Annotated in this window: 23 protein-coding genes; 12 read left to right on the plus strand and 11 right to left on the minus strand. The window is 50.2% G+C overall.

From position 1 onward, the window contains the following. Positions 1-306: 306 nt before the first annotated feature. A complete protein-coding gene (locus ABLU87_RS01905) occupies positions 307-1,899 on the minus strand; it encodes an ABC-F family ATPase (RefSeq protein WP_042944703.1) in 1,593 nt (530 codons plus the stop codon). Between the two features lie 34 nt (positions 1,900-1,933). On the opposite strand from ABLU87_RS01905, the gene ABLU87_RS01910 reads away from it, so the two are divergent. The 3 genes from ABLU87_RS01910 to ABLU87_RS01920 all read left to right on the plus strand — a co-directional run bounded on the left by ABLU87_RS01910 (position 1,934) and on the right by ABLU87_RS01920 (position 5,864). Continuing rightward, positions 1,934-3,421 (plus strand): recombinase family protein, encoded by a 1,488-nt coding sequence (locus ABLU87_RS01910; protein WP_348866031.1) that lies wholly within the window; start codon positions 1,934-1,936, stop codon positions 3,419-3,421. A gap of 629 nt (positions 3,422-4,050) precedes the next feature. Continuing rightward, complete coding sequence (locus ABLU87_RS01915; protein ID WP_040235921.1) at positions 4,051-4,914, plus strand: lysozyme inhibitor LprI family protein; 864 nt, start codon at positions 4,051-4,053, stop codon at positions 4,912-4,914. Between the two features lie 341 nt (positions 4,915-5,255). Then, a complete protein-coding gene (locus ABLU87_RS01920; RefSeq protein ID WP_348866032.1) occupies positions 5,256-5,864 on the plus strand; it encodes a hypothetical protein in 609 nt (202 codons plus the stop codon). 296 nt (positions 5,865-6,160) lie between these two features. Here ABLU87_RS01920 and ABLU87_RS01925 read toward each other — a convergent pair whose 3' ends face one another. Both ABLU87_RS01925 and ABLU87_RS01930 read right to left on the minus strand, forming a co-directional pair. Further along, complete coding sequence (locus ABLU87_RS01925) at positions 6,161-7,672, minus strand: Eco57I restriction-modification methylase domain-containing protein (protein WP_064360045.1); 1,512 nt, start codon at positions 7,670-7,672, stop codon at positions 6,161-6,163. After that, a complete protein-coding gene (locus tag ABLU87_RS01930; RefSeq protein ID WP_064360044.1) occupies positions 7,672-8,622 on the minus strand; it encodes a XamI family restriction endonuclease in 951 nt (316 codons plus the stop codon). Before ABLU87_RS01930 ends, ABLU87_RS01925 begins: the two co-directional genes overlap by 1 nt. Before the next feature lie 523 nt (positions 8,623-9,145). On the opposite strand from ABLU87_RS01930, the gene ABLU87_RS01935 reads away from it, so the two are divergent. After that, entirely contained in the window at positions 9,146-9,760 is a 615-nt protein-coding gene (locus ABLU87_RS01935) for a recombinase family protein (protein ID WP_119834570.1), read from the plus strand. A 233-nt stretch (positions 9,761-9,993) separates the two neighbouring features. On the opposite strand, the gene ABLU87_RS01940 is transcribed toward ABLU87_RS01935, so the two are convergent. Then, positions 9,994-10,167 carry a hypothetical protein gene (locus ABLU87_RS01940; RefSeq protein ID WP_348866034.1) on the minus strand — a complete coding sequence of 58 codons (174 nt, stop codon included), beginning with the start codon at positions 10,165-10,167 and terminating at the stop codon, positions 9,994-9,996. Between the two features lie 101 nt (positions 10,168-10,268). Here ABLU87_RS01940 and ABLU87_RS01945 point away from each other — a divergent pair. Further along, positions 10,269-11,416 (plus strand): IS3 family transposase gene (locus tag ABLU87_RS01945; RefSeq protein WP_126034238.1). Its coding sequence is split into 2 segments (ribosomal slippage): positions 10,269-10,506 and positions 10,506-11,416, totalling 1,149 coding nucleotides; the frame shifts between segments, so codons are not numbered across the junction. Positions 11,417-11,619: 203 nt separating this feature from the next. On the opposite strand, the gene ABLU87_RS01950 is transcribed toward ABLU87_RS01945, so the two are convergent. After that, the gene (locus ABLU87_RS01950) at positions 11,620-12,336 is read right to left on the minus strand and encodes an inovirus-type Gp2 protein (protein ID WP_226329003.1); all 717 of its coding nucleotides are present in this window, start codon (positions 12,334-12,336) and stop codon (positions 11,620-11,622) included. A 620-nt stretch (positions 12,337-12,956) separates the two neighbouring features. Between ABLU87_RS01950 and ABLU87_RS01955 the strand changes: the two genes are divergently transcribed. Then, the gene (locus tag ABLU87_RS01955; protein ID WP_014228522.1) at positions 12,957-13,739 is read left to right on the plus strand and encodes a tyrosine-protein phosphatase; all 783 of its coding nucleotides are present in this window, start codon (positions 12,957-12,959) and stop codon (positions 13,737-13,739) included. Between the two features lie 190 nt (positions 13,740-13,929). Next, the gene (gene ldtB / locus ABLU87_RS01960) at positions 13,930-14,844 is read left to right on the plus strand and encodes a L,D-transpeptidase (RefSeq protein ID WP_049069220.1); all 915 of its coding nucleotides are present in this window, start codon (positions 13,930-13,932) and stop codon (positions 14,842-14,844) included. A 42-nt stretch (positions 14,845-14,886) separates the two neighbouring features. Here ldtB and ABLU87_RS01965 read toward each other — a convergent pair whose 3' ends face one another. The 5 genes from ABLU87_RS01965 to mntR all read right to left on the minus strand — a co-directional run bounded on the left by ABLU87_RS01965 (position 14,887) and on the right by mntR (position 19,929). After that, entirely contained in the window at positions 14,887-15,603 is a 717-nt protein-coding gene (locus ABLU87_RS01965) for a GntR family transcriptional regulator (RefSeq protein ID WP_109241053.1), read from the minus strand. A gap of 70 nt (positions 15,604-15,673) precedes the next feature. Continuing rightward, entirely contained in the window at positions 15,674-17,050 is a 1,377-nt protein-coding gene (locus ABLU87_RS01970; RefSeq protein WP_025108091.1) for a glycoside hydrolase family 1 protein, read from the minus strand. 151 nt (positions 17,051-17,201) lie between these two features. Then, positions 17,202-18,242: an aldo/keto reductase gene (locus ABLU87_RS01975; protein ID WP_025108092.1), complete on the minus strand. Its 1,041-nt coding sequence runs from the start codon at positions 18,240-18,242 to the stop codon at positions 17,202-17,204. Positions 18,243-18,352: 110 nt separating this feature from the next. Next, complete coding sequence (locus tag ABLU87_RS01980; protein WP_122117509.1) at positions 18,353-19,459, minus strand: anion transporter; 1,107 nt, start codon at positions 19,457-19,459, stop codon at positions 18,353-18,355. After that, a complete protein-coding gene (mntR, locus tag ABLU87_RS01985) occupies positions 19,456-19,929 on the minus strand; it encodes a manganese-binding transcriptional regulator MntR (protein WP_014228517.1) in 474 nt (157 codons plus the stop codon). Before mntR ends, ABLU87_RS01980 begins: the two co-directional genes overlap by 4 nt. A 182-nt stretch (positions 19,930-20,111) precedes the next feature. On the opposite strand from mntR, the gene mntS reads away from it, so the two are divergent. Continuing rightward, entirely contained in the window at positions 20,112-20,237 is a 126-nt protein-coding gene (gene mntS, locus ABLU87_RS01990) for a manganase accumulation protein MntS (protein WP_004100500.1), read from the plus strand. Positions 20,238-20,504: 267 nt separating this feature from the next. Further along, entirely contained in the window at positions 20,505-22,082 is a 1,578-nt protein-coding gene (locus ABLU87_RS01995; RefSeq protein ID WP_122117510.1) for a phosphoethanolamine transferase, read from the plus strand. 69 nt (positions 22,083-22,151) lie between these two features. On the opposite strand, the gene ompX is transcribed toward ABLU87_RS01995, so the two are convergent. After that, positions 22,152-22,664: an outer membrane protein OmpX gene (gene ompX, locus ABLU87_RS02000; protein ID WP_004130755.1), complete on the minus strand. Its 513-nt coding sequence runs from the start codon at positions 22,662-22,664 to the stop codon at positions 22,152-22,154. Between the two features lie 351 nt (positions 22,665-23,015). Between ompX and rhtA the strand changes: the two genes are divergently transcribed. The 3 genes from rhtA to glnH all read left to right on the plus strand — a co-directional run bounded on the left by rhtA (position 23,016) and on the right by glnH (position 25,743). Further along, positions 23,016-23,903 carry a threonine/homoserine exporter RhtA gene (rhtA, locus tag ABLU87_RS02005; RefSeq protein ID WP_064379206.1) on the plus strand — a complete coding sequence of 296 codons (888 nt, stop codon included), beginning with the start codon at positions 23,016-23,018 and terminating at the stop codon, positions 23,901-23,903. A gap of 218 nt (positions 23,904-24,121) precedes the next feature. Beyond that, positions 24,122-24,625: a DNA starvation/stationary phase protection protein Dps gene (gene dps / locus ABLU87_RS02010; RefSeq protein ID WP_122117511.1), complete on the plus strand. Its 504-nt coding sequence runs from the start codon at positions 24,122-24,124 to the stop codon at positions 24,623-24,625. 371 nt (positions 24,626-24,996) lie between these two features. Further along, a complete protein-coding gene (glnH, locus tag ABLU87_RS02015) occupies positions 24,997-25,743 on the plus strand; it encodes a glutamine ABC transporter substrate-binding protein GlnH (protein WP_004849110.1) in 747 nt (248 codons plus the stop codon). The last annotated feature ends 107 nt before the right edge of the window (positions 25,744-25,850 follow it).

Genomic DNA, 25,850 nt, shown 5'->3' on the forward strand with positions numbered 1-25,850 from the left:
CGTCTGCGGGCCGGTAGCCCGGACAGATGCGCAGCATCGCCTCCGGGGAATTCAGCCACGCTGCGCACCGCTCCCGGGGGCGGCGCTTAACGCGCCTTGCCCGGGCTACAGGTTCACCGCTGTCTGTGGGCCGGTAGCCCGGACAGATGCGCAGCATCGCCTCCGGGGAATTCAGCCACGCTGCGCACCGCTCCCGGGGGCGGCGCTTAACGCGCCTTGCCCGGGCTACAGGTTCACCGCCGTCTGCGGGCCGGTAGCCCGGATAAGGCGCAGCAGCGCCGCAATCCGGGACAGACAACAGCAATATTATTCGATACCTTTGCTGCGCAGATAATCTTCGTAGTTACCGGTGAAGTCCACAACGCGCTCCGGCGTAATTTCAATCACTCGGGTCGCCAGCGAGCTCACAAACTCACGGTCGTGGGAAACAAAGATCAGGGTGCCCTGATACATCTCCAGCGCCATGTTCAGCGATTCGATCGATTCCATATCCAGGTGGTTGGTTGGTTCATCCATCACCAGGATATTCGGTTTTTGCATCATCAGCTTACCGAAAAGCATGCGGCCTTTTTCGCCACCGGAGAGCACTTTCGCCGGCTTCTTGATATCGTCCTGACTGAACAGCAGACGACCCAGGATGCTGCGCACCGCCTGCTCATCATCGCTTTCCTGTTTCCACTGGCTCATCCACTCGAATACCGTCAGATCGTTTTCAAATTCATACTCATGATCCTGCGCGTAGTAGCCAATCTGCGCGTTCTCAGACCATTTAACGGTACCGTTATCGGGCGTCAGATCGCCGACCAGGGTTTTCAGCATCGTGGATTTACCCACGCCGTTGGCGCCCAGAATGGCAAGCTTCTCCCCCACTTCCAGCAGCAGATTGACGTTTTTAAACAGCGGGCCGTTATCAAAGCCTTTCGCCAGCGCTTCCACTTCCAGGGCGTTACGGAACAGCTTCTTATCCTGCTCAAAGCGAATGAACGGGTTCTGACGGCTGGACGCTTTCACTTCGTCCAGCTTAATTTTGTCAATCTGACGGGCGCGCGAGGTCGCCTGGCGAGATTTAGAGGCGTTGGCGCTAAAGCGGCTGACGAAAGATTGCAGGTCGGCAATCTGCGCTTTTTTCTTGGCGTTGTCCGCCAGCAGACGTTCGCGCGCCTGGGTCGCCGCGGTCATGTACTCATCGTAGTTGCCCGGGTAAACGCGCAGCTCGCCGTAATCCAGATCCGCCATGTGGGTACAGACCATATTCAGGAAGTGACGGTCGTGCGAAATGATGATCATGGTGCTGTCGCGATCGTTGAGGGTCTGCTCCAGCCAGCGGATGGTGTCGATGTCCAGGTTGTTCGTCGGTTCATCAAGCAGCAGAATGTCCGGGTTAGAGAACAGCGCCTGCGCCAGCAGCACGCGCAGCTTCCAGCCGGGAGCGACTTCGCTCATCGGGCCGTAATGCTGTTCAACCGGGATGCCGACGCCGAGCAGCAGTTCGCCGGCGCGCGCTTCAGCGGAGTAACCGTCCATCTCGCCGTACAGCACTTCCAGGTCAGCCACTTTGTAGCCATCTTCTTCGCTCATCTCCGCCAGGGAGTAGATGCGATCGCGCTCCTGCTTCACTTCCCACAGCTCGCCGTGGCCCATAATGACCGTATCCAGCACGCTGAACTCTTCAAACGCAAACTGATCCTGACGCAGCTTACCGATACGCTCGTTCGGATCGAGGGAGACGTTGCCCAGCGTCGGCTCAAGATCGCCGCCGAGGATCTTCATAAAGGTGGATTTGCCGCTACCGTTGGCGCCAATCAGGCCGTAACGGTTGCCGCCGCCAAATTTGACGGAAATATTTTCGAACAGCGGCTTACTGCCGAACTGCATGGTAATATTGTTGCAAAGAAGCAAAATTGATACTCTCTTGTAAGTTACTGAGGTGATTATGAAACAAAACGGACAAGCTTACTCTTACATAAGATTTTCATCAAAGAAGCAAGAGCAAGGCGACTCTGTAAGACGCCAAACCGAGCTTGCAGAACAGTACGCACATGCGAATAACTTGATTCTATCAGATAAGAACTTTCAAGACCTCGGAATCTCAGCATTCAAGGAGGGAAACAGACCTTCACTCGGTGATATGCTCGAAGCAATAGAGAAAGGTCAGATCGAACAAGGCTCAACTATCATCATTGAATCGTTAGACCGCCTGAGTCGCCGAGGCATCGATGTGACTCAACAGATAATTAAGTCGATTCTGCAACACAACGTCTTTATCGCTTCATTGGTCGATGGTCTATTACTGAACCGAGAATCCGTCAACGACCTCGTAAGTGTTATCAGGATAGCTCTAGCAGCTGACCTTGCATATAAAGAGTCCGAGAAAAAGTCACAGCGTCTACGAGAAACAAAAGGACAACAGCGACAACGAGCGTTAAACGGTGAAGTTATCAACAAAATCCTACCTTTCTGGTTAGAACGAAAACAGGATAAAATTGTTTTTAGTGATAGATTGGATACAGTCAAAAGAATCATAGAGTTGCGACGAAAAGGACTTGGAACAAATAAAATCGCTAGAACGTTAAATGATGAAGGGCATAAACCATTACGTTCTGCTGGTTGGAATCATACAACTGTAGGAAAAACAATCAACTCAGTTGCACTTTACGGTGCATACCAAACATCAGAGACGACCAAAGACCGGAAAGTCATTCTGCTTGATATCATAGAGAATTATTACCCTGCTGTTATCAGCAAAGATGAATTCATACTTTTACAGTCTGATCAGAAACAGAACAAACCTGGATATAAGTCTGAACACAATGCCTTCGCTGGAATATTAAAACACGAATGTGGAGGAGCCCTTGTCAGAAAATTCCATGTCATTTCTGGAAAAACATATCAATACCATGTTTGTGCTAACGCAAGAGATGGAAAATGTCACGTAACAAAGAATTTTAAAAATATTGAAGTAGCACTCTTTCGGATAATGAAAGAACTTAAAGTCGAGAAGAACACCAATTTTGATCAAACATTACTAGCAGAACGGGATGCAATAAAGGCGAATATCCAACGGTTAAACGATGTGCTTATTGAGTTTTCGGAACCGCCTAGAAGTGTAATACAAACAATACATAACTTAGAGAAAAAAGTAGAGGAACTTGAAGCAAAAATCAAGATGCAGAATAGTATGATAATATCAGAGCAGGCTTTTGATTTTAATTTATTGCAGGAGATTCAACAGCCCCAAGAACTGAACATGATGCTTAAGCGAATCATAGAAAATATAACCATCTATAATATTGGTAAAAAATGGAGAATAAAAGTTTTATACAGAAACAGACACGTTCAGAGCTTCATTTGGGATGGTGAAAAAACGAGCTTTATTTCTGATACTAAAAAAATATTAGATCTCGCTAACTCATGGATTTAATATGTATACGAAAGAAACATTCCTTAGCCACACTGACATATTAGCCGTAAAGTCTAGCCAGATCGATTCTGGCTTTATTCCCTGAGAGACGGGGAGTCTAAGAAGTCAATAGTTCAGTGTCAATTTACATCTAAAACTCTGTAGAATTCACAGAATGACGCACAGGTTCACTGGTTTCTACCCATCATTCAATCGCCATGAATCACTCTTTATCTTGTCAGAACATTCAAAACAACCCAAGGTATCATTTAATACCAAAACCCCGTAAAACTCGATACAGGGCGTTTTAGCACAATGACTATTAATCACATCATATTCACTACATCTACAAGCTGAACCCATTGCTCCACTTCTTATGGGATCATTGATCTGCTCCCTGTGTAAGACCCCCAGAATATTCCCTTTGCCCTTCACTAGCAGATAAAAGCGTTTAAATCAATATGTTGATGATATCCACAATCATCGTTTGATGTTTTTTACACCACTATATCGATCGATTAAAACGATCGATTTTCAATTCTTGATAGGAACAACAGATCAATTTAACATATAAGCCGCATAGACAAAGAACCTATGTACCCTTTACTCAGGGTTTGTTAATAACAACTAAAACAAGGATGCTCTAAAAAATGAAACCGTTAAAATCTTTTAAAATCATTATGTTGCTATCGATTACTCTCCCAGCAGCAGCACTAGCAACTCCAAGTAGCTTCAATGGTTTCCATGATATTGGTTCTATAGATGAATTAATGGCCCTTCCACGAGAGGAGCTTTGTTCGAACGGCGGGCCGTCGCGAAGTGAAATCGATCTAATACTCCTTGATGGGCCACTAGCCCTGCCTATGTATCAAAATGATCCAAATGCAGCTCGCTTGCTTCTCAAAGAACAATCCCAAAAAATCAGAGCCAAGATTAAGCAAAAATGTTCAGCCAAAGATAGTGTCCCCCTACGAAAACTGACGAAGGCAATGCTTAGTAATGAGGAAGAAATGTGCAAAGCCGGTGCGCCAACTAAAGACGAACTCAAGGTTTTTATAAAGGAATCGAACGAAATTGATATTGATGAGCAACTAAGAAAAATGCCTTATGAGGGACGCCTTCTTATGGAGGAGGCCGCAAAATTGAACGGAACTACATTCCGTGAAATGTTCATAGACGATGTGACTAACGCTGCGGCAAAAAATTGGGAAAAAGCCTGTTCAGAAAAATCATATCTTAAAAAGAGTAAAAAGAAAGGCAGTGATAGTAAAAATAATGACACAGAACCAAATTTCGAAAGCGAAGACAAGGCTGATTTCAGCAAAGAATATAATGTTAGCGATCAAAAATTAAACGACGCATGGCAAAATTTAAATAAAGAAACCCGTAAGAGTTTGTTACCCGCACAAAGACAATGGATAAAATCAAAGTCTGCCTGCAATGGCAACTGGGAATGTCTCACTAATATGACGAACGAGCGTATTCTTGAACTGGAAGCTGAAAATGGAAAATAATGGACTAGTTAGAGTATTGAAAAACGAATGGTTGCAGTCATCTCCTGATAGTTCCTACTCCGGGAAACATATAGTTGGACGATTTCATCTAACAGATACGTTCATCGTAAAATATATGATGCTGGTACATGAAGTCGATATACCGGATTCGTGGGTTAGTAATAGTTTCACTAACATACCAGATATCGATACCCGCAAGGTTATGTATATGGAATGCAGTGATATGTTATCGAATGACACAATGAACGAGATCCGTAACGCGATTAAATCCCCACCAGAAAACATGAGATTATATCGAAATAGCGATCAAGTAATTAGTATAGAAATCATGGAAGAATGAAATGAATTCATCATACGTACACTATATTAAAAAATCCTTTATAGCTGTTGCTATAATTTATGGCATCGGTAACATCTTGTACGGACTATCAACCACTCCAGACCAACCTAACACACCGGAAACAAAGGTCGTAGAAAATACGAATACAGCCCCGTCACACCAACCAACGGAACCAACAAAGCCACTGACAGTTGATATATTTCCGAGAATGTACACAACCGGGGAAGTGTATGCACGATTTCAAGAGCATGAATTCCGCGCAAAAAATGACTTCAAAAATTGTCGATTGATGGTTACAGGGAAAATAACAGATATTGGTACTGTTACTTTCAGCAAAAAGCCTTTGGTAACATTAAGTATTCCCGGTTCTGATGAGGGGGTGAAGTTCATATTCGAAAATACGGATTCCAATAACGACGAAGTGGCTGCGTTGGATATCGGAAAATCGATAGTGATCGCCGGGATAAATGCAGAAAAAGGATCCTTTGGTGGCGTATTTCTCGAGGACTCTATACTAATGTCAGACATGATCTCCAAGGAACCACACAAACAACGACAAATTCTTGTTCCCAGTGGTGGAATTTTTGACAGAGTGATTTGTCGTAAGTAAGACGTTTTCATACTCTCCAAATGCAGGGGGACATCCCCTGCACGGTTCACCAAAAACTTACCTTATCATTCAATAAGTCATGACCTACGGTTTAGGATTAGCTCAAGGCATCTCCGACCATTAAACCCGCTTTACATCCCATTTCACAGGTATTACAGCCGCTGGAATGCGGATTATAGCCAACAATGCATACATCATGTAACGCATATGAAGCAGTGATAACCATGAAGCGCCCAAGATTAAAAGTAGTAACGTTTGGACACCAACCAAAGACACTCGCATCTGGACCTAACCATCTAGGATAGTTTTAAAGGTACTTTGCTCAATTCTTTTGGTTCCAGCTTGTGCAAACCACCACCATAAACCCGACCTTCACCCAATAAGATCTCTGAAGGGATATTGTTAAGTTGTTGCCATATACTGTCAATGAGCTTTGGATCTTGGTTTAACAATTCCAATAAAGCAGGCTTGGGATACAATGCTAAATAGGAGTTCGCCACCGTTGCTTGAGAACGGTTACGAATGAAGCGAAACGGCCTCCCGCTCTTGCTATCGGAACGCCCCATATATGTACAGACAATCGGAGCTGGTGGTCGCTGCTCTTGGTCATACCATCGCTTTCTTCCACGACATAAATAACCGGCATCAACGCCAGCAGCTTTCCCTTCATCTAAATAAGCTGCCACTGTTGGATAGGTATCTCTAATTTCATCCTCATCCATTTTAGGATCAAGCAAGAACATACGACTAACATTATCGGGCATACCATCAGCATCACCCAATATTTCATCACCTTCTACATAGCGTGGGCTAGGCAGGATGGGTCGTAAAACTGCCAGTGGAAGGTTTCGCTCCTGTACCTGCTGATCAGTTAGCACAAAAAACTTATTGTCGCCTGTAGCTAACCCCCGCTTCACAAAAAACAACTCACCAAGCTGCTGGGTTCCCGTAACGTTTTTATCTCGAACATCATATGTGGGAAACCGAGTCCACTTTCCTTCTTCTGCAAGATCCTTTCGACACAAAGCCTTTTCAACTTGCGGAGATAAAAGGCTGCCTCCAAAGGTAAAAATCGTTTGGTTCTCTTTGGTTGGCAATTCATTCTTAAACCACACTACTGCAGAAGAAACAAGTGCATCACTAAACTGAACATCATTAGGAGAAAATCGATGAATTTTCAGCAGGGTCACTTTTTCCAACAAGTAACGTTTTACTTCATGTCCGTAGTTAACATCCATGAATTCGGACGGGATTAACCATCCAGCAATCGCGCCAGGAGCCATCCAAGCATGGGCTTGCAGCAGAAAATGCGCATAAAGCCCAGCGAACCCACTCAATTTGCAATCACTAGCTTCGAAACTCCGCTTCTGTAGTCTCACCTTGTCATCGGCAGACAAATGATGATGCCGAACATAAGGTGGATTACATATGATCAAATTAAAACGTGGGTTGGGTTCAAACTTGGTAAAATCACCATGAGTCAAGTGTAGTCCCAAGGGTGCCCAAAGGGTTTGAGCTGGTTTGCCATAGTGTGGATCAATTTCAAACGCAGCCGCATGTGCAATCAAATCCGCATCAGAAGCAAAAACTCGCTTCAGAGCAGCGTAGAACGCACCACTACCTAGCGCTGGATCAAGAAAACTGATTGGATAGTTCTTAGGCAATAACCCTTTAGCATAAGTTAGGATGTCCTGAGCTAGCGCCGACGGAGTGGCGTACTGACCAAGCCTATTTCGTTCCGCAGAAGTTTTCTTTTTGTCTAAGGCAGATTGTATGGATAACCGCTCTGCTTCCAATTTTTCAATCATCACAACCCCAGCTCTGCCATGTCATCAATTCGGTGTTCCCAAATCCAGTCAATTCCTTCAGCAGCTTCGTAACCTAAATATCCGCTGTCGAAGTAACCACATAGGAATAGTACAAAGCGTACACTCTCCCCATAAGATTGTTTGAGCTGTGCCATTTTTGTGGCCTCTTCCTTGCGCCGTTTATTCGTATTTGTGAAATCCCCCGCAGACTTGGCCTCAATCAACAGAGGCAAATCACCTTCTTCTGCATTGAGAGGCATTATGACTGCATCAACGGGGATATTGACCGTATTATTACGGACTTTTACGTTAAGACGAAAGCTGAACGTGCCGGGTTCCATCTCCAAAAAGTTAACGCGGGCGTTGGAGTCTATTTCAGTATATCCCCTTGCTTCTAACCATGCTTTGACCTTTGTTAGCTGTCGCTTTTCCTGCTCATTACGGATTATGGGATTAGCCTGAGCACCACATAGCCGATCGGCTACGATTGTCGCGGCCCGGTGGATTTCCTCTTGTTTAGGTTCATCCCCTCGGGCTAGCCATACAAAAATATCCGGATCTGCCATTCGCTCCACGATCTCCCCAATCTTTTGCAACTCTCGATCGAGGACATCTGCTGCCATGCGTACGGGCAGTCTGTTATCCTTCTCCATGGTTTTGACTAAGCTAGGATTTACACCAGCTAGCCCGATCAATCTATCAACCGCAAGTGGTGGACAGGTAGCCATCCTTAACGTAGCAAGAATGCTAGGGGTTTCTCGCATGGTTTGTGGTCGAATATCCCGCAGATATGACGTCACAAGAAGGCTAGCTTCAACGGAAGCTGTAGCTGAAATTCGCGTAGCACGAAAAGTTCCTGGCGCGAAATCTAAAAACCATTGATTATACATATCTACAGAACGCGCTACGTCTTCTTTCCAACGCTGTGGCTTATCAAGATTGATCGCCATATATCATAATTCTCCATAAACATAACAATTACCAATCGGCAATCCATTGAGTAGAAACTTTGTCAAAGGTCACCTAATTTATCACAAATCAGAACCAGGCGCCTGGAGCAAGAGTCTATATAGATACGATTGTCTGCTCCCGACAGATTAACATACCATGATGTTTGGAACCCCCGCTTCTAGCTCCATGCTCCATGCTCCATGCTCCAGATTAAACGCAGTTTCACTAACAAAAGCTAAGCCCTTGCCCCACCATAAATTTAGACCTAGCAAGCTCGTGCGTCTCCAATACACAATCATTAACATTCATCAATATAATCAATTAATATAATTACAAATGAAACCACCCCACCCTTAACAGGTGAGTTTCATTACCATGAAAACTAACTGCAAAATCTCATTTGGGTATACCCGATATAGACCATGAAACATTGTCTCAATAGGGTTTCAATGAACTCTATTGACTACAAATACAGGTGATGTATCATATGGGTATCAATTAAACACCCTAATGAGAAAACCCATGAATGTCCGTATCTATTGCCGCGCATCTACAGAAGGCCAACATGCCGATCGTGCACTGATTAGCCTGCGCGAATTTGCGCAAAGCAAGAACTGGCAGATTGCCGCAGAGTACATTGAGAATGCCAGCGGTGCGAAGCTGGATCGCGTAGAGCTAATGCGCCTCCTTGCGGAAGCTCAACCGGGTGATCTGCTTCTTATTGAAGCGATTGACCGTCTCAGCCGTCTTAAACATGAAGAATGGGCTGAACTCAAAGCTACGCTGAATAGTAAAGGGCTGGTTATTGTATCAATGGATTTGCCAACCAGTTGGCAGATGGTTGAAATGTCCGGGAATGACCTTACCAGTGGCATTCTGCGTGCAGTCAATGCAATGCTGATCGATATCCTCGCGACAATGGCACGACAAGATTATGAAACCCGGCGTAAACGTCAGGCGCAGGGGATCGCGAAAGCAAAACAGGCAGGTTTGTACACGGGGAAAGAAAAAGATCTGGAAGCCCGTGACACGGTTCGCGAAATGCTGGCGCAGAACGTTAAACCAGCTCACATCATGAAAGCTGCGGGTATCAGTCGCGCCACGTTTTACCGAATCAAGAAGGAGTTAGTAAGCTAATTACATTAGCCCGGACTCTGACTGACAGTATCAGCGGTAGACTGCAACCGAATCTGACCGCCCACTCTGAGTGATGAGCAATCATGCTTCCCTATGGAACAGATTCTCAATGGTGGCATCACTTAATAATGAAGGAGGCAGCCCAACGAATCGTAACAGGAAAGCCCGCAGTAAGCGAGGAGCAAACATTAACGCCGCACCCAGCGGAAAATTTATCCGACGGCAGCGCCTTGTTAGGTTTGATCTTCATCGCCACTAGAGCTTTTAGGCAGAGCTGTGTAATGTTGCTCAAGGTTTTCAATTCCTGAATTAGGAATATACACAACTGTCTTCCCAACCTCTGCCTGTGTATCTTGAATTTCTTTGAAATCAGATTTTGCCTGGTCTGAAAGGTCGATTCCTCCCATCAGGACATGACCGTCACAATCCGGGTTACGCCTTATATTGAATCGCCACGGGTTTAACAGACACCTCAGAGTCATTTAAGATGACTTAAAGAGAGGTGCCCATGAGCGGTAAACGTTATCCCGAAGAGTTTAAAATTGAAGCAGTCAAACAGGTTATTGATCGCGGTCATTCTGTTTCCAGCGTTGCAACACGTCTCGATATCACCACCCACAGCCTTTACGCCTGGATAAAGAAGTTCGGTCCGGACTCATCCACTAATAAAGAACAGTCAGATACTCAGGCCGAGATCCGCCGACTCCAGAAGGAGTTGAAGCGGGTTACTGACGAACGGGACATATTAAAAAAAGCCGCGGCGTACTTCGCAAAGCTGTCCGACTGAGGTACGCCTTTATTCGTGACAACTCCCGTTGCTGGCCTGTTCGTCTGCTCTGCAGGGTGCTGGATGTTCATCCCAGTGGCTTTTACGCCTGGTTTAAGCAACCGTATTCTCAGCGCCACCAGGTAGATCTGAGACTGACGGGACAGATCAAACAGTTCTGGCTGGAGTCCGGTTGCGTTTATGGTTATCGCAAGATCCATCTGGACTTGCGGGATAGCGGGCAACAGTGCGGAGTGAACAGAGTCTGGCGACTGATGAATCGTGCCGGGATAAAGGCTCAGGTCGGGTACCGGAGCCCGCGGGCACGCAAAGGCGAGGCCAGTATTGTATCGCCCAACAGGCTCCAGCGACAGTTCAATCCGGATGCTCCGGATAAGCGTTGGGTAACGGACATAACCTACATCAGGACCCACGAAGGCTGGCTGTATCTTGCCGTGGTTGTTGATCTGTTCTCACGCAAAATTATCGGCTGGTCAATGCAATCCCGGATGACAAAGGACATTGTCCTGAACGCACTGCTGATGGCTGTATGGCGGCGTAATCCCCAAAAACAGGTGCTGGTTCACTCGGACCAGGGCAGTCAGTACACAAGCCATGAGTGGCAGTCGTTTCTGAAATCACACGGCTTGGAGGGGAGTATGAGCCGTCGCGGTAACTGTCACGATAATGCGGTTGCAGAAAGCTTTTTCCAGTTGCTGAAACGCGAACGGATAAAGAAAAAGATCTACGGAACGCGGGAAGAAGCCCGCAGCGATATTTTTGATTACATCGAAATGTTTTATAACAGTAAGCGTCGGCATGGTTCAAGCAATCAGATGTCACCGACAGAATATGAAAACCAGTATTATCAACGGCTCGGAAGTGTCTAGATTATCCGTGGCGATTCAATAGGCATAATCTCTTGGGTTTTAAAATCTACTTGAGTACGCTAAAATTAAAAGTTAGCCAACAACCATATCCAAAACACACCATTCAGAAGCCCTGAGAGCGTCCCTCAGCCCTTTTCACTACAAAATCAACCATACCCAAGACCGTTCAAATGAAATCGCTCTACGAGCTTCCTACGCGATATTTACGAGTGTTGCGTTTTGCAACCTAGTTTCGATGTTGAATAGTTTCGTGTTCCCTTTCCCGTCTGCAACTTACTTCTCTCTTTTGCCAGATAGGATAACCAGAATACCGGGCCTTCAAGTGACTCAGGATCATCACGGTGAACAACGTAGTGATCAGGATAGTCTTTAGTAGCCTTAGACAAGTTTACCAGCGTCGCTTTACCACCCGTCAGTTTCATCCAGACTTCAGTAATAATACCAGCTATCCCTCTGTCCGGAGTACCAAACCAGTTGACCAGCCTATGTGGAAGCGCAATCCAGCAATGGTAATGGGGTTGTGATGCTTTTTCCTGTTCACACACCCAGCCATAAGCAAAGTTGATTATTTTTTCCGAAAAGCCGTTGTTCCTAGACTCCAGACGTGCACGTAATCGCTTGAACAGTTGACGTATGTATTTGTTACCAGCTTCTACAGAAGTGAATTCAGGGAGATGAAGATCAAAACGGGTAAGGAACACTCGGCTATAAAGCCCCAGCACTGCTTTTAGCTCGTTGACCATCGCCACAAGGATATCATGCCGAACACCAGATCCTTTGGAGTTAATAGGGTATTCATGACCATCATGGACAAAAGAGCCGCCATTGATGATTTTGTAACGACCGTGCTCATGGTAGACGGTATGGAAGCAAGGGACTGATAGAATCGATGAATGGGACTGAATTTGATGTTGTTGCATTATTGTTAAATCTCATTTTTTTTTATTTTTTCTGATAAAGATCACACCACACTATTAAATAGTTACTACCTAATAACCACGGCAAAATGCGCGCATTTGCTACATAGCAAAACCGCTTTGTATCTGACATAGAGGATGTTTTCAAGGGGGGAAATACTACGGAACAAAGTTTACGAAAGTATTTACTCAACTTATAATTATATCAACCACAAAATAATTATGCAATCTTTTTTTCAGTGTCGGACAACTAATTCAACTTTCATAGATTACCCTTCCAACGTTCTTAGGGGATATCTAGCCACTAGGCCAGAGCGAAGTTGCAGTTGATGAAACCAAAACATGCAACAATGAAAACGAACTTTGACAGGTTGACGGAAACAGATACACGCTTGATTTTATTCCCCTCTTTGAAACTGCATGGTGACGTTGCTGGATACTAGCACGGGGTTATCCTGAAAATAGAGAATGAGAAGTGTGATGAACCAGACATTATGCCAGCAAATGCTTCACTTTTCACGGGGCGTTATAAAATCATCAATGACGCCTGTGTTAGGGTCATGTCATATTGCGCGGTTACACTGCTTAATGCGTAATTTTTTACCTTAATCTGGAAGGAACCTATGACCACACACTCCCGCCATCCGGCTTTCTTATCGCTGCAGGGCGGTATCAACTTTCGTGACCTGGGCGGCCAGCGTACCGCCGACGGCCGTCGCGTGCGTACCGGGAAGTTATTCCGCTCCGGCTCGCTGCATATGATGACGGCAGATGACCTCACCCATCTGGACGCGATCCCGCTTAGCCGGGTGATTGATTATCGCGACCCGGGCGAAGTGAATCGCAGCCCCGATAAGCTGAACGAAGCGGCTCACTACCTCAACGCCCCGGCGAATCCGCACGTTCGCGACGTCAACGCCAAAGTCACCGAGCTCAACGCCGCCACCCTGAACGCCCTTAACGGCGAGCAGTTTATGCTGGCGCTCTACCGCCAGCTGCCGTTCAATAACGCCGCTTATCGCCAGCTGGCCGGTTGGCTGATGGAGCCTTTCGACGGCGCGCTGCTGCAGCACTGCGCGGTGGGAAAAGACCGCACCGGCGTTGGCTGCGCGTTGACGCTGTTCGCCCTCGGCTGCGATCGTCATACGGTCATGGAGGAATATCTGCTCACCCAGGGCATGCTGACGCAGGTCGAAGATTTCATGCTCCAGTCCCTCGGCAATGCGCTGACCCCCCGCGGCCGGCAGAACCTGGCGGAAATGATGACGGTGCATGAGTCCTACCTTGCCGCCGCGCTTTCGCAAATCGACGAACGCTACGCCAGCGTCGATGCCTGGCTGGAGAAAGAGTATCAGCTCACGCCGCAGGCGCGAGAAGCGCTCCAGTCGCGGCTTCTGGAGGGGTAATCCCCTCCCGTTTTCAGGCTGCAGAGCCCGCGTTGACGGGCTACACTCAGGGTCACAGGAAAAAAATGTGATTTCGTACACATCTCATTTACCTGTTTGCCGGAAAGCACATATAATGCGCTCCCATCGACTTCCTGTTTAAACTGACAAAGGCCTGTGCGGCATTAACATCGCCCACGACATAAAGATTATGAAATTATCAACACTCTTCGCGGCAGCCTTCGCCATCGTGGGCTTTTGCAACACAGCTTCTGCTGTAACCTACCCTCTGCCCACCGACGGCAGCCGTCTGATTGGCCAGAACCAGGTGATCACCATTCCGGAAGGCAACAAGCAGCCGCTGGAATATTTCGCCGCTGAATACCAGATGGGTTTATCCAACATGCTGGAAGCCAACCCGGGCGTGGACACCTTCCTGCCGAAAGGCGGCACCGTGCTGAATATCCCGCAGCAGCTGATCCTGCCGGACACCGTGCATGAAGGTATCGTCATCAACAGCGCGGAAATGCGCCTCTACTACTATCCGAAAGGCACCAACACCGTCATCGTGCTGCCGATCGGTATCGGCCAGTTAGGCAAAGACACGCCGATCAACTGGGTGACGAAAGTTGAGCGTAAAAAAGCCGGTCCGACCTGGACGCCTACCGCCAAAATGCACGCTGAATATGCCGCAGCCGGTGAACCGCTGCCGGCCGTTGTTCCTGCCGGCCCTGATAACCCGATGGGCCTGTACGCGCTGTATATCGGCCGCCTGTACGCTATTCACGGTACCAACGCTAACTTCGGCATCGGCCTGCGCGTCAGCCACGGCTGCGTGCGTCTGCGTAACGACGATATCAAATTCCTGTTTGAAAACGTGCCGGTCGGCACCCGCGTTGAGTTTATCGATGAGCCGGTAAAAGCCACTACCGAACCTGACGGCAGCCGCTTCATTGAAGTTCACAACCCGCTGTCCACCACGGAAGAGCAGTTCCAGGGCGGCGAAATCGTGCCGATTAACCTGACCAAATCAGTACAGGCGATTACCAGCCAGGCTGACGTAGACCAGAGCGTGGTCGATCAGGCGATCCAGAACCGTTCCGGTATGCCGGTGCGTCTGAACTAAAACGCATCGCACAGAGTGGCGGGCCCGGTGCCCGCCATTTTTTTATCCGTTATTGACCAGAATAATTCCGCCGTGGTCGTAGCGATAGTGGCAATGGGCATACTCCAGCGGCGTACCGTCCTCCAGATAGATCACCTGCTCCACCTCCAGCACCGGGTCGCTCGCTTCGCAGTTGAGATGCTCCCTGTCCAGCGCCTGCGGTTTCATCGCCCGCACCACCCGATACGATCCCATCATCTTCAGCCCCAGCGCCTCCTGCACGTAGCGAAATACCGAGCTTTCGAGATGCGTTTTATTCAGGCCAGGCACCAGCGCAACGGGCATCACGGTGAGGTCCAGCGACACGGGTTCCTCGTTGAGCAGCCGCAGGCGGACGAAATCATAGACCGGGGCATCGGCGTCAATCAGCAACGAGCTTTGCTCTTTTTCCGACGGAAAACGCAGCTCGAAGCGAATCACCCGGCTGGTCACTTCCCCTACATGCTCCCAGGTTTTGGTGGCGCCAAAATAGTCGCTGCCGGGCAGCTCCCACTGCGAAAGCTGGAGGAAGTTTTTGCGCACGAAGGTTCCCTGCCCCTTACGGGTGTAGATAAGGCCTTCGACAATCAGCTGGCGCATCGCCTGCTGGATGGTCATCCTGCTGGTGCTGAACTCCGCCGCTAAGGCGAACTGGTCGGGTAACGGCGCGCTGGCGGGATACTGCCGGCTGATAATACGTTTTTTGATTTCCCGCGCGATACTCAGATATTTGGCCGTCATTCCCGGATCCTTTTACGTGTCTGATAGTGGCTGGCGGGCAGAATATACCATCTGCCCGCGCGAGGCGCCGCTACATCTCTTCGCCGTGGCTGCGGATGGCCCGCTTCAGCCAGGCATAGCTTTTCTTCGGGACGCGCTTAAGGTCCTTAAGGTCGTGGTTTTCACGGTTCACGTAGACAACCCCGTAGCGCTTGCGCATATCGCCCTGCGAACTGAGAATATCGATTAACCCCCAGCCCAGATAGCCAATCACCCGCGCGCCGTCCTCAAACATCGCCTCTTTCATGGCGTTGATATGGTCGCGATGATAGGCGATGCGGTAATCGTCAGCGACCGGATTTTCTCCGTCCCAGGACTCAATCACCCCGATGCCGTTTTCAATCGGGAATACCGGCAGACGCCAGTCGTTGTAGTAGCGGGTAATGATGGTGCGAAAGCCCAGCGGGTCAATCTGCCAGCCCCACTCGGTGGCCTGCAGAAAGTCATTCTTTTTATCGCCAAACTGCATGTAGTGGTTCACCGGCGTGCCCGGCGGGATCGGGTCGCTATCCAGCGCCTTGCTGGCGTAGTAGCTAAAGGCCAGATAGTCGATTTTAACCTGCGCCATCAGCGCCAGATCCTCTGCGCGGTAGATATCCGCAAAGCCTTCGCGGGCGACAACGTGCATGACCTCCGGGCTGTAGCCCTCTCCGGCGAAGGCGCGCAGCAGGTTCTGGTTTAAAAACTCATCGAGCTGCTGGGCGCAAAGGATATCGCGCGGTTTGCAGGTCGCCGGATAGACCAGCGCGTGGGCCAGCATGCCGCCCATCAGGCACTGCGGCTTCGCCTGGTGCAGATACTGCGTCAGGTGCACGTGGGCCATCATCACGTGGTGCTGGATCTGATACAGCTCGCGCAGGGTCTTCTCGCCGCGCATATAGCCTGAAATCAGAAACGCGTCCGGCATGTGGTAGAGATTCTGTTCATTAAAGGTCAGCCACCACTTCACCTTGTCACCAAAGCAGTCGATCATCTTCTGCCCGTAACGAATAAAGGCTTCCATCACCCGACGGTCGGTAAAACCGTTGTAGCGTTCAGCCAGCGACAGCGGCATATCGAAGTGATAGAGGCAGATCATCGGCTCAATGCCGCGGGCAAGCAGTTCATCGATAAACTGGTGATAAAAGGCGATACCTTCTTCATTGAACTCACCGTCGCCTTCCGGGCAAACGCGGCTCCAGGCAATCTGGAAGCGGTAGCAGTTCATGCCCAAATCCTGCATCAGGTCGAAGTCTTCCCGGTAGCGGTGGTACGAGTCGGTTGCCACCTTCCAGTCAGACGCAAATTCCGCCGGCTGGCGGATATCGTAAACCGACATCCCCTTCCCGCCCTCATTCCACGCCCCTTCGGTTTGCATACTGGAAACCGAGTTACCCCATAAAAAATCTGCCGGTAGTGTTCTGTTCATCGCTCGCACCTATGACTAGTCATATTAATTTCATGACTAGTCATATAAACGAAATTCTCCCGTCAGGCAAAGTCCAGGATCGCGTTTTGTGAGCGCAACGGATAAAAAAACCGGATCGCGAAACAGACGATCCGGCGTGCAAGAGAGGAAGTTACTGCTGGGCGAGCTGGTCGCGGCGGTATTCGCCCTGGCGCTCCAGCATCCAGCCCGGATACTCTCGCGGCAGCGCGCTGACCGCGTCAAGCCGCGCCAGTTCATCATCATTCAGGGCAATGCTGGTCGCCGCGAGGTTATCGGCGAGCTGCTCAGCGCGCTTCGCGCCAATAATCACGCTGCTTACCGCCGGCTGATGCAGCAGCCAGGCCAGCGCGATTTGCGCCACCGAAACGCCCTTCGCATCGGCAATCTCGCGCATCACATCAATGCAGTCAAAAGCCCGCGCTTTATTCACCGGCGGGAAATCAAACTCCTGACGGCGGCCGCCGCTCGCCGAGTGCCCATCGCGATCGTACTTACCGCTGAGCAGCCCTCCCGCCAGCGGGCTCCAGACCATCAGGCCCAGGCCTTCGCTCTGCATCATCGGCACCAGCTCGCGCTCCAGATCCCGTCCGGCAAGGGTGTAGTAAGCCTGCAACGAGGCAAAACGCGCCAGCCCCAGACGTTCGGAAATGCCCAGCGCTTTGACTATCTGCCATGCCGCCCAGTTCGACACGCCGATATAGCGGACGTGCCCGTGCTGCACCAGGTTATCCAGCGCATACAGCGTCTCTTCGATCGGGGTCGCCGGATCGAAGCCATGGAGTTGATAGAGATCGATATGATCGAGCTGCAGGCGACGCAGGCTCTCCTTCACGCTGCCGATGATGTGATAGCGCGAACTGCCGCGCGAGTTCACGCCTGCGGTGCCGGTTTCGCCAAACACTTTGGTCGCCACGACGACGTTTTCACGCGGTACTTTCAGATTCTTCAGCGCCTGGCCGGTAATCTCTTCCGAGCGCCCTTCTGAATAGACGTCAGCGGTGTCGATGAAGTTGATGCCCGCATCCAGCGCGCTGCCCACCAGTTGCTCTGCCTCCGCCTGGCGCAGCTGCCCCACTTTCCCCCACAGGCCGCCTTCGCCGCCGAAGGTCATGGTGCCGAGGCACAGCTCAGAGACAAAAAGGCCGGTATGGCCCAGTTTTTGATAACGCATAGGACTCTCCTTCAATCAGGGTGATTCACCATCGTGAATAAAGTTATACCCCGGAAAAGGAGAGCGCGAATGTGGCGTTTCTGTCCGTTTCTTGCCCAATTCTCTGAAAATCAGAGCTGCAGCAATCCGTACCCTACCAGCGCGGCCCACAGCAGCATGGGCAGAGAGTAGATATGGAAACGCCACCAGATACGGCGATCGCCAGCCATGCGCAGCGCAATCAGGTTTGCCAGAGAGCCCGGCAGCAGGCCGAACCCGCCGACGTTTACCGCCCAGGCCAGCAGCACCGATGGTGGAACGTAATTGAGCAGCAAAATGGTCGCCGGGACGTTGCTGATAAACTGCGACAGGCCAATCGACGTCAGCCACAATCCGCCTGCCGAGAGCTGGCCGACGCCGTTAAGCGCATGCTGGAGAGCCGGTAGCTGGGTCAACAGGTGAACGTCAATAAACATCGCCATGAAGACCAGCAGCAGCGTCCAGTCGACGTGGATAATGACCGCCCGCGCCAGCAGCAAAAAACCCAGCGCGATCAGCGCCAGTCCCCACAGCTCCTGCTTCAGCTCTAAGGCGGTCAAAAAGACCCCATAGAACGCCAGGCAGCTCCAGACCAGCTTTGGCCGCCAGGAGGGCGCCCTGTCGCTACTCTGATAGTCGAGACGCTTCGCGGGGAAACAGAACCAGCACAGCGCCAGCAGGGTGAGCATCATCGCTGCCGCCAGCGGCAGCATCTGGCCGATAAAGGCCGGAAAGGAGAAGCCCGAGCGCCCCCAGAGAAGAATGTTTTGCGGGTTACCGATGGGCGTTAACAACGACCCGGCGTTCACCGCCAGCGCTTCAAAAATGATGAGACGGCTTGTCGGGATGGCGCACCATTTTTTCAGAGTCAGCGTGAGCGGCACGACGATGAACAGCGCCACGTCGTTGGTTAAGAAGGTGGATAGCAGCGCGGCCGCCAGCACCATAAAGATGGCCAGCTGGCGCTCGGTCACAAAGCGGCGCGCCATTTTGCGACCTATTACGTCAAAATAGCCGCTCAGTTCAATACCTTTGGTCAGTAGCATCAGCCCGCTAAGGGTGATAATCGTATGCCAGTCAATGGCGTGTAGCCAGCCTGCAGGGGCAAACGGAACAAAAAAGCTTAAAACAACGCCGACGATCAGCAGCAGATGCAAAAAACGGTCGCGGATTAGCGACTGAACAAAGACGAGGTTCATTCTCCCGGTGACCCCTGCTTGAGGGTAAACTGTTTAAACATCGCCAGCGTCTCTTCGCTGACGTGGTGCTCCATGCCTTCGGCGTCGCGACGCGCAATTTCCGGGCTAACGCCGATCACCAGTAAAAAGTTTTCGACGATCTGGTGGCGTTCGCGGCTTTCATGCGCCAGCTTCTCACCTTCCGGGGTTAAAAAGATCCCCCGCCATGGGATCTGTTCGATCAGCCCGACGCTGGCCAGTCGTTTTAACATTTTCGCAACCGTTGGCTGCGACACCCCAAGACGCGCGGCCATGTCCACCTGACGGGCTTCCCCCACTTCCATAATCAGATCGGAGATCAGCTCCACGTAGTCATCAATCAGCTCCCGACGATGCGCCTCGCGCACCTGACGAAACCCCTCAACGTGTTCTTCGACATTCACTAGCTGCGTCACTTTTTTTGTTATTGGCTTACCTGCGCGACGGTTCATTGTGCTTCCTCATTCCTGTGACGCATCAAGCATCATATAAAAGGATCCCTATTGTAATGGATCGCGCACAGAGAACAAAAAATTAACGTTTTAGCCATAGCTATAAAATATAGCCTGTGCTATATCTGTATGTAATACACACATCCTTCAAGGAGTGAAGGACGAAGTTACAGGAGGTCGAGATGAATGAATTCAAGAGGTGTTTAAACGTGTTTACCCATTCTCCTTTTAAAGTACGGTTAATGCTTGTCGGTATGCTGTGCGATCTGATCAACGGCAAACCCCAGCAGGATAAACCCAACAACTAACGCGGCGTCGCGGTACGCCGCTTCATTTTTCTGTCATAATTTCCCGTCAAACTGGCTGATTACTCAGCGCTACGGCAACTTTTTTCAAGTTTTGTAAGCTTCCTCCCAAAACAATCCGTTATGGATGGTTGACCTTAACATTTGCAAGCCCTATCTTTTGTCAGCCCTGCCACTACTGCGGCTCGCAGAGACCCTCTTCACGCACTGTCCAGCAGGTTTTACCCCTTGATGCCAGGGGACGCACATGGCTCTTTTTGATTGTTTACTATGAATGTCACGCTGAAAGAAACGCTGGTCGCCCGCGGACTGGTACTGAACCCATGGACAGGATTCTACTTTTTACAATCGCTGTTTATTAACCTGGCGCTGGGCTACGACTTTAGCCTGCTCTATACCGTTGCTTTTACCTGCGTGCTGCATCTGCTGTGGCGCAGCTTTCCGCGCGCGCAAAAAGTAGTGATCGGCGCCTATTCGCTGCTGGCGGCCATGTACTATCCTTTCGGCCAGGCCTACGGCGCGCCCAATTTCAACACGCTGCTGGCGCTGCATGCCACAAACATCGAAGAATCCACCGAGATCCTGACCATTTTCCCGTGGTACAACTATCTGCTGGCCGTGTTTATCTTTGCGCTCGGCGTGATTGCCGTACGGCGCAAGCCGGACGCATCGGCGCGATGGGGGAAAATGGAGACGCTGGGGCTGCTGTTCTGCACCGCTATTTTCTTTCTCCAGCCGGTGCAAAACCTCGCCTGGGGCGGCGTCTTTAAGGTTACCGACACCGGCTACCCCGCCGTACGCTTCGTTAAAGATGTGGTGGTGAATAATAATGAAGTGCTGGATGAGCAGGCGCGAATGGCGCAGCTGGCGAATATGAAAGACAGCTGGCACGTGCTGGCGGTAAAGCCCAAATATCATCTGTATGTGGTGGTGATCGGCGAGAGCGCGCGTCGCGATGCGCTCGGCGCCTTTGGCGGCCACTGGGACAACACCCCGTTCGCCAGCTCGGTAAAAGGCTATCTGTTCAATGACTACGTTGCCGCCAGCGGTTCAACGCAGAAATCGCTCGGTTTAACCCTCAACCGGGTGGTTGATGATAAACCGCAGTTTCAGGATAACTTTGTCACCCTCGCCAACCGCGCCGGTTTTCAGACCTGGTGGTTCTCGAATCAGGGGCAAATTGGCGAATACGATACGGCGATTGCCAGCATCGCCAAACGCGCGGACGAAGTTCAGTTCCTCAAGAACGGCGATTTCGAGGCCAATAAAAACACTCAGGATGAGCAGCTATTAAAGCTGACCGCGCAGGTGCTTGCCACCCGCCGCACCCAGCCGCAGCTGATTGTCCTGCATTTGATGGGTTCGCATCCGCAGGCCTGCGACCGCACTAAAGGGAAATACGCGGTTTTTGTTCAGTCGAAAGAGACCTCCTGCTATCTCTACACCATGACGCAAACCGATACGCTGCTGAGCGATCTTTATACTCAGCTACAAAACTCGGGCGAAACCTTCTCGATGACCTATTTTTCCGATCACGGTCTGGCTTTTAAGGAGCGCGGGAAAGAGGTGCAGTATCTGGCGCACGATGATAAGTACCAGCAGAATTTCCAGGTCCCCTTTATGGTGATCTCCAGCGATGATAAAGCGCATAAGGTCATTAAAGCGCGGCGGTCCGCCAACGACTTCCTCAGCTTCTTTTCGCAGTGGACCGGCATCAGCGCTCAGGAGATTGCCCCGCGCTATCGTTTTATCTCGGAACAGAAGGCCGGCCCCATCTACATCACTAACTTCCAGCTGAAGAAAGTGGACTATACCCATCTGGGTACCGACGCGTTTACCGTCAATTAACACGGTTGCGTAAACCGCAGGCAAAAAAAATCCGCCCCTTGAGGCGGATTTTTTATATCACCGGAGTGATTAGAAGCGGTAACCTACGCCAGCAATCCAGGTGCCAACGTCAACGTTACGAATGCGAGACTGCTCGTAGGAGAAGTCCAGAGCAACGTTTTCGATCGGGTTGAACTGCAGACCAGCACCGTAAGAGAAACCGTAGTCGCTCATGTCAGATTTGTTCGGGTAGCTGTTGTCCTGGAATTTACCGTAACCAACACCCACTACGCCGTAGATGCTCGCCCAGTCATTCAGACGGTAAGCCGGACCTGCGGTGATGCCGTAGTACTGGCCTTTTTTGTAAACGCCAGACTCAGAACGATCTTTTTCGGTGTAGGTGAAAGAACCGATAACACCCAGCGGGTTGTTGTCTTGCTCGTAGCGGTACTTCAGGTTGAAACCGCCTGCTTTGTTCGCTTCACCCTGCATGTCGCTCTGCGCGTAGCCACCGGTAACGGTAGAAGTCGCGGCGAAAGCAGTGGTACCTACGGATGCAGCCAGAACAACGGCCAGTGCTGAAAAACGTGCAATTTTATTCATAACCACCTCAAATGTGTTTCTAATAAGTCCTAAGCCTTAAATATAACAAAAACTTTTGGGAAACTCTTTTCACTTTACATTGTCTAACGTACTTTTTCATGTAACTAAAGGTTTCTACGTTTCTATAACAAACTGGAAAACAAACCTTTTTTACAAATATACTCCTATTAAGGCTCATAAAGCGCCAGACGTGTATCCAGATTATTCCTAATCTTCTGGTGAAATTATCTTCAACCCCGCGCTATTGTACTGCTTTTACACCCCTTTTTTTCAACATTAGCTCAACCGGCGCGGGGTAATTCATTTACACTGGAACCTTTACCGCATTTGACAAAATTGACAGGAGAAAGGATGCCCGGCTCGTCCCGCAAAGTACCGGCATGGTTGCCGATACTGGTTATTTTAATTGCCATGATTTCGATCCAGAGTGGCGCCTCGCTGGCCAAGTCACTCTTCCCGCTGGTGGGTGCGCCAGGCGTTACCGCCCTGCGCCTCGCGCTCGGCACCTTCATCCTGGTGGTTATCTTCAAACCCTGGCGCCTGCGCTTTGCCCCGGAGCAGCGCCTGCCGCTGCTCTTCTACGGCCTGTCGCTCGGTGCGATGAACTACCTGTTCTATTTATCGATTCAACGCATTCCGCTAGGCGTCGCCGTCGCGCTGGAATTTACCGGCCCCCTGGCGGTGGCGCTCTTTGGCTCCCGTCGCCCTCTCGATTTCGTCTGGGTGGCGCTGGCGGTACTCGGGCTCTGGTTTCTGCTGCCGCTGGGGCAAAGCGTGGCGCAGATCGATCCCATTGGCGCGCTGCTGGCCCTCGGCGCTGGCGCCTGCTGGGCGGTCTACATTCTGACCGGCCAGCGCGCCGGCGAAGAGCATGGCCCCGCAACGGTCGCTATGGGGTCGCTGATCGCTGCGGTGGTCTTCGTCCCGATGGGGATGATCCAGGCCAGCGATACGCTCTTTCAGTGGGGGCTGCTGCTGCCGGGACTGGGGATCGCCATTTTATCGACCGCGCTGCCCTACTCTCTGGAAATGGTTGCCTTGACCCGCATGCCCAGCAAGACCTTTGGCACCCTGATGAGCATGGAGCCGGCTCTCGCCGCGCTTTCCGGAATGGTGTTTCTTGGCGAAACGCTAACCGCGGCCCAAACGCTGGCGCTGGGGGCGATTATTCTTGCCTCGATGGGCTCCACGCTGACGATGCGTCGGGAAACGAAGATTCAGAAGGTCGACATCAGCTAGCGAAAAGGAGCTGATTGACGAGAAACTCAATCATCTCCTTAATTTATAAACTATTTTTCCTGACTAACAGCCCTGCGCTATCAGACCGATAGAGACTACCGCCGCTGCAAAGCTCAAATCCGTTGCTATACTTAATTCCGCAAGTTATTGGGATGAGACGCTCCGAATAATTCGAATTTGAAGTATGACGAGTACAAATATCAAGAGGATATGACACTATGAGTACCGCAAAACTGGTTAAAACTAAAGCAACGAATCTGCTCTATACCCGTAACGACGTCGCTGATAGCGCGAAGAAAGCGACCGTTGAGCTGCTGAATCGCCAGGTGATCCAGTTCATTGACCTGTCTTTGATTACCAAACAGGCTCACTGGAATATGCGCGGTGCAAACTTTATTGCCGTTCATGAGATGCTGGACGGCTTCCGCACTGCGCTCGTCGACCACCTTGATACGATGGCAGAACGTGCCGTACAGCTTGGTGGCGTAGCGCTGGGTACGACTCAGGTCATTAACAGCAAAAGCCCGCTGAAAAGCTACCCGCTGGATATCCATAGCGTCCAGGACCATCTGAAAGAGCTGGCCGACCGCTATGCGCTCGTCGCCAACGATGTGCGTAAAGCCATCGATGAAGCCAAAGATGAAGATACCGCTGATATCTTCACCGCCGCTTCACGCGACCTGGATAAATTCCTGTGGTTCATCGAAGCCAATATCGAGTAAGGCCAACTGCCGTCAGCCACGCTGGCGGCTTTTTTTCTTTCCACTTCCCCGCCGCGCACCACTTCAGTGCATGAGAATGTACAAAATACGCGCAAAAGTAAATCAATTGTAATAATCACCTCACACAATCGTTACGCCGAGATTGTTTTAACATCAGGGTTTGCGTTAAAAATGCTCTTGTTATGCGATGCCTTTATGACGCACCAAAACTGCGCCCCATATCGGTGCATTTAACGTTATCCGTTATCAAAATTGTGCAACAGGACTCTTACTGCTTGTTATAAAACAACAGGTTGTAAAAGTGGCATGATTTTTTCATAAGGCAACTCGTTCTCGCAGGGGATCGTCCCGTGGATATAAAAGGAAATGCTATGAAGTCTGTATTTAAAGTTTCACTGGCTGCACTGACCCTGGCTTTTGCGGTTTCTTCTCACGCTGCTGATAAAACACTGGTTGTCGCGACCGACACGGCGTTTGTACCGTTCGAATTTAAACAGGGCGATAAGTATGTCGGTTTCGACGTTGACTTGTGGGCTGCCATTGCGAAAGAGCTGAAGCTTGACTACACCCTGAAGCCAATGGACTTCAGCGGTATCATTCCGGCGCTGCAGACCAAAAACATCGATCTCGCGCTGGCGGGGATCACCATCACCGACGAACGTAAAAAAGCGATCGACTTCTCTGACGGCTACTACAAAAGCGGCCTGCTGGTCATGGTTAACGCGAATAATAACGATATTAAAGATGTCAAAGATCTGAACGGTAAAGTGGTTGCCGTGAAGGGCGGCACCGGCTCCGTTGATTACGCGAAAGCCAATATCAAAACCAAAGATCTGCGCCAGTTCCCGAACATCGATAACGCCTATATGGAACTGGGTACCGGTCGCGCTGATGCGGTTCTGCACGATACACCAAACATCCTTTACTTCATCAAAACTGCGGGTAACGGCAAGTTCAAAGCGGTAGGCGACTCGCTGGAAGCGCAAAACTACGGTATCGCCTTCCCGAAAGGCAGCGACGAGCTGCGTGAAAAAGTGAACGGCGCGCTGAAAACGCTGCGTGAGAACGGCACTTACAACGAAATTTATAAAAAATGGTTCGGTACTGAACCCAAATAATAATTAGCGATACTCTCTTCCAGGCCTGCTGTGGTCTGGTAGACCTGGAGCTCTCCGGGCTACCCGTCAGCAGGCCTGAATAGTTTTCTCAGGGGGTTTTCCTCTGT

The organism is Klebsiella sp. CB_Kp196, assembly GCF_040061575.1.
GTDB lineage: Bacteria > Pseudomonadota > Gammaproteobacteria > Enterobacterales > Enterobacteriaceae > Klebsiella > Klebsiella michiganensis.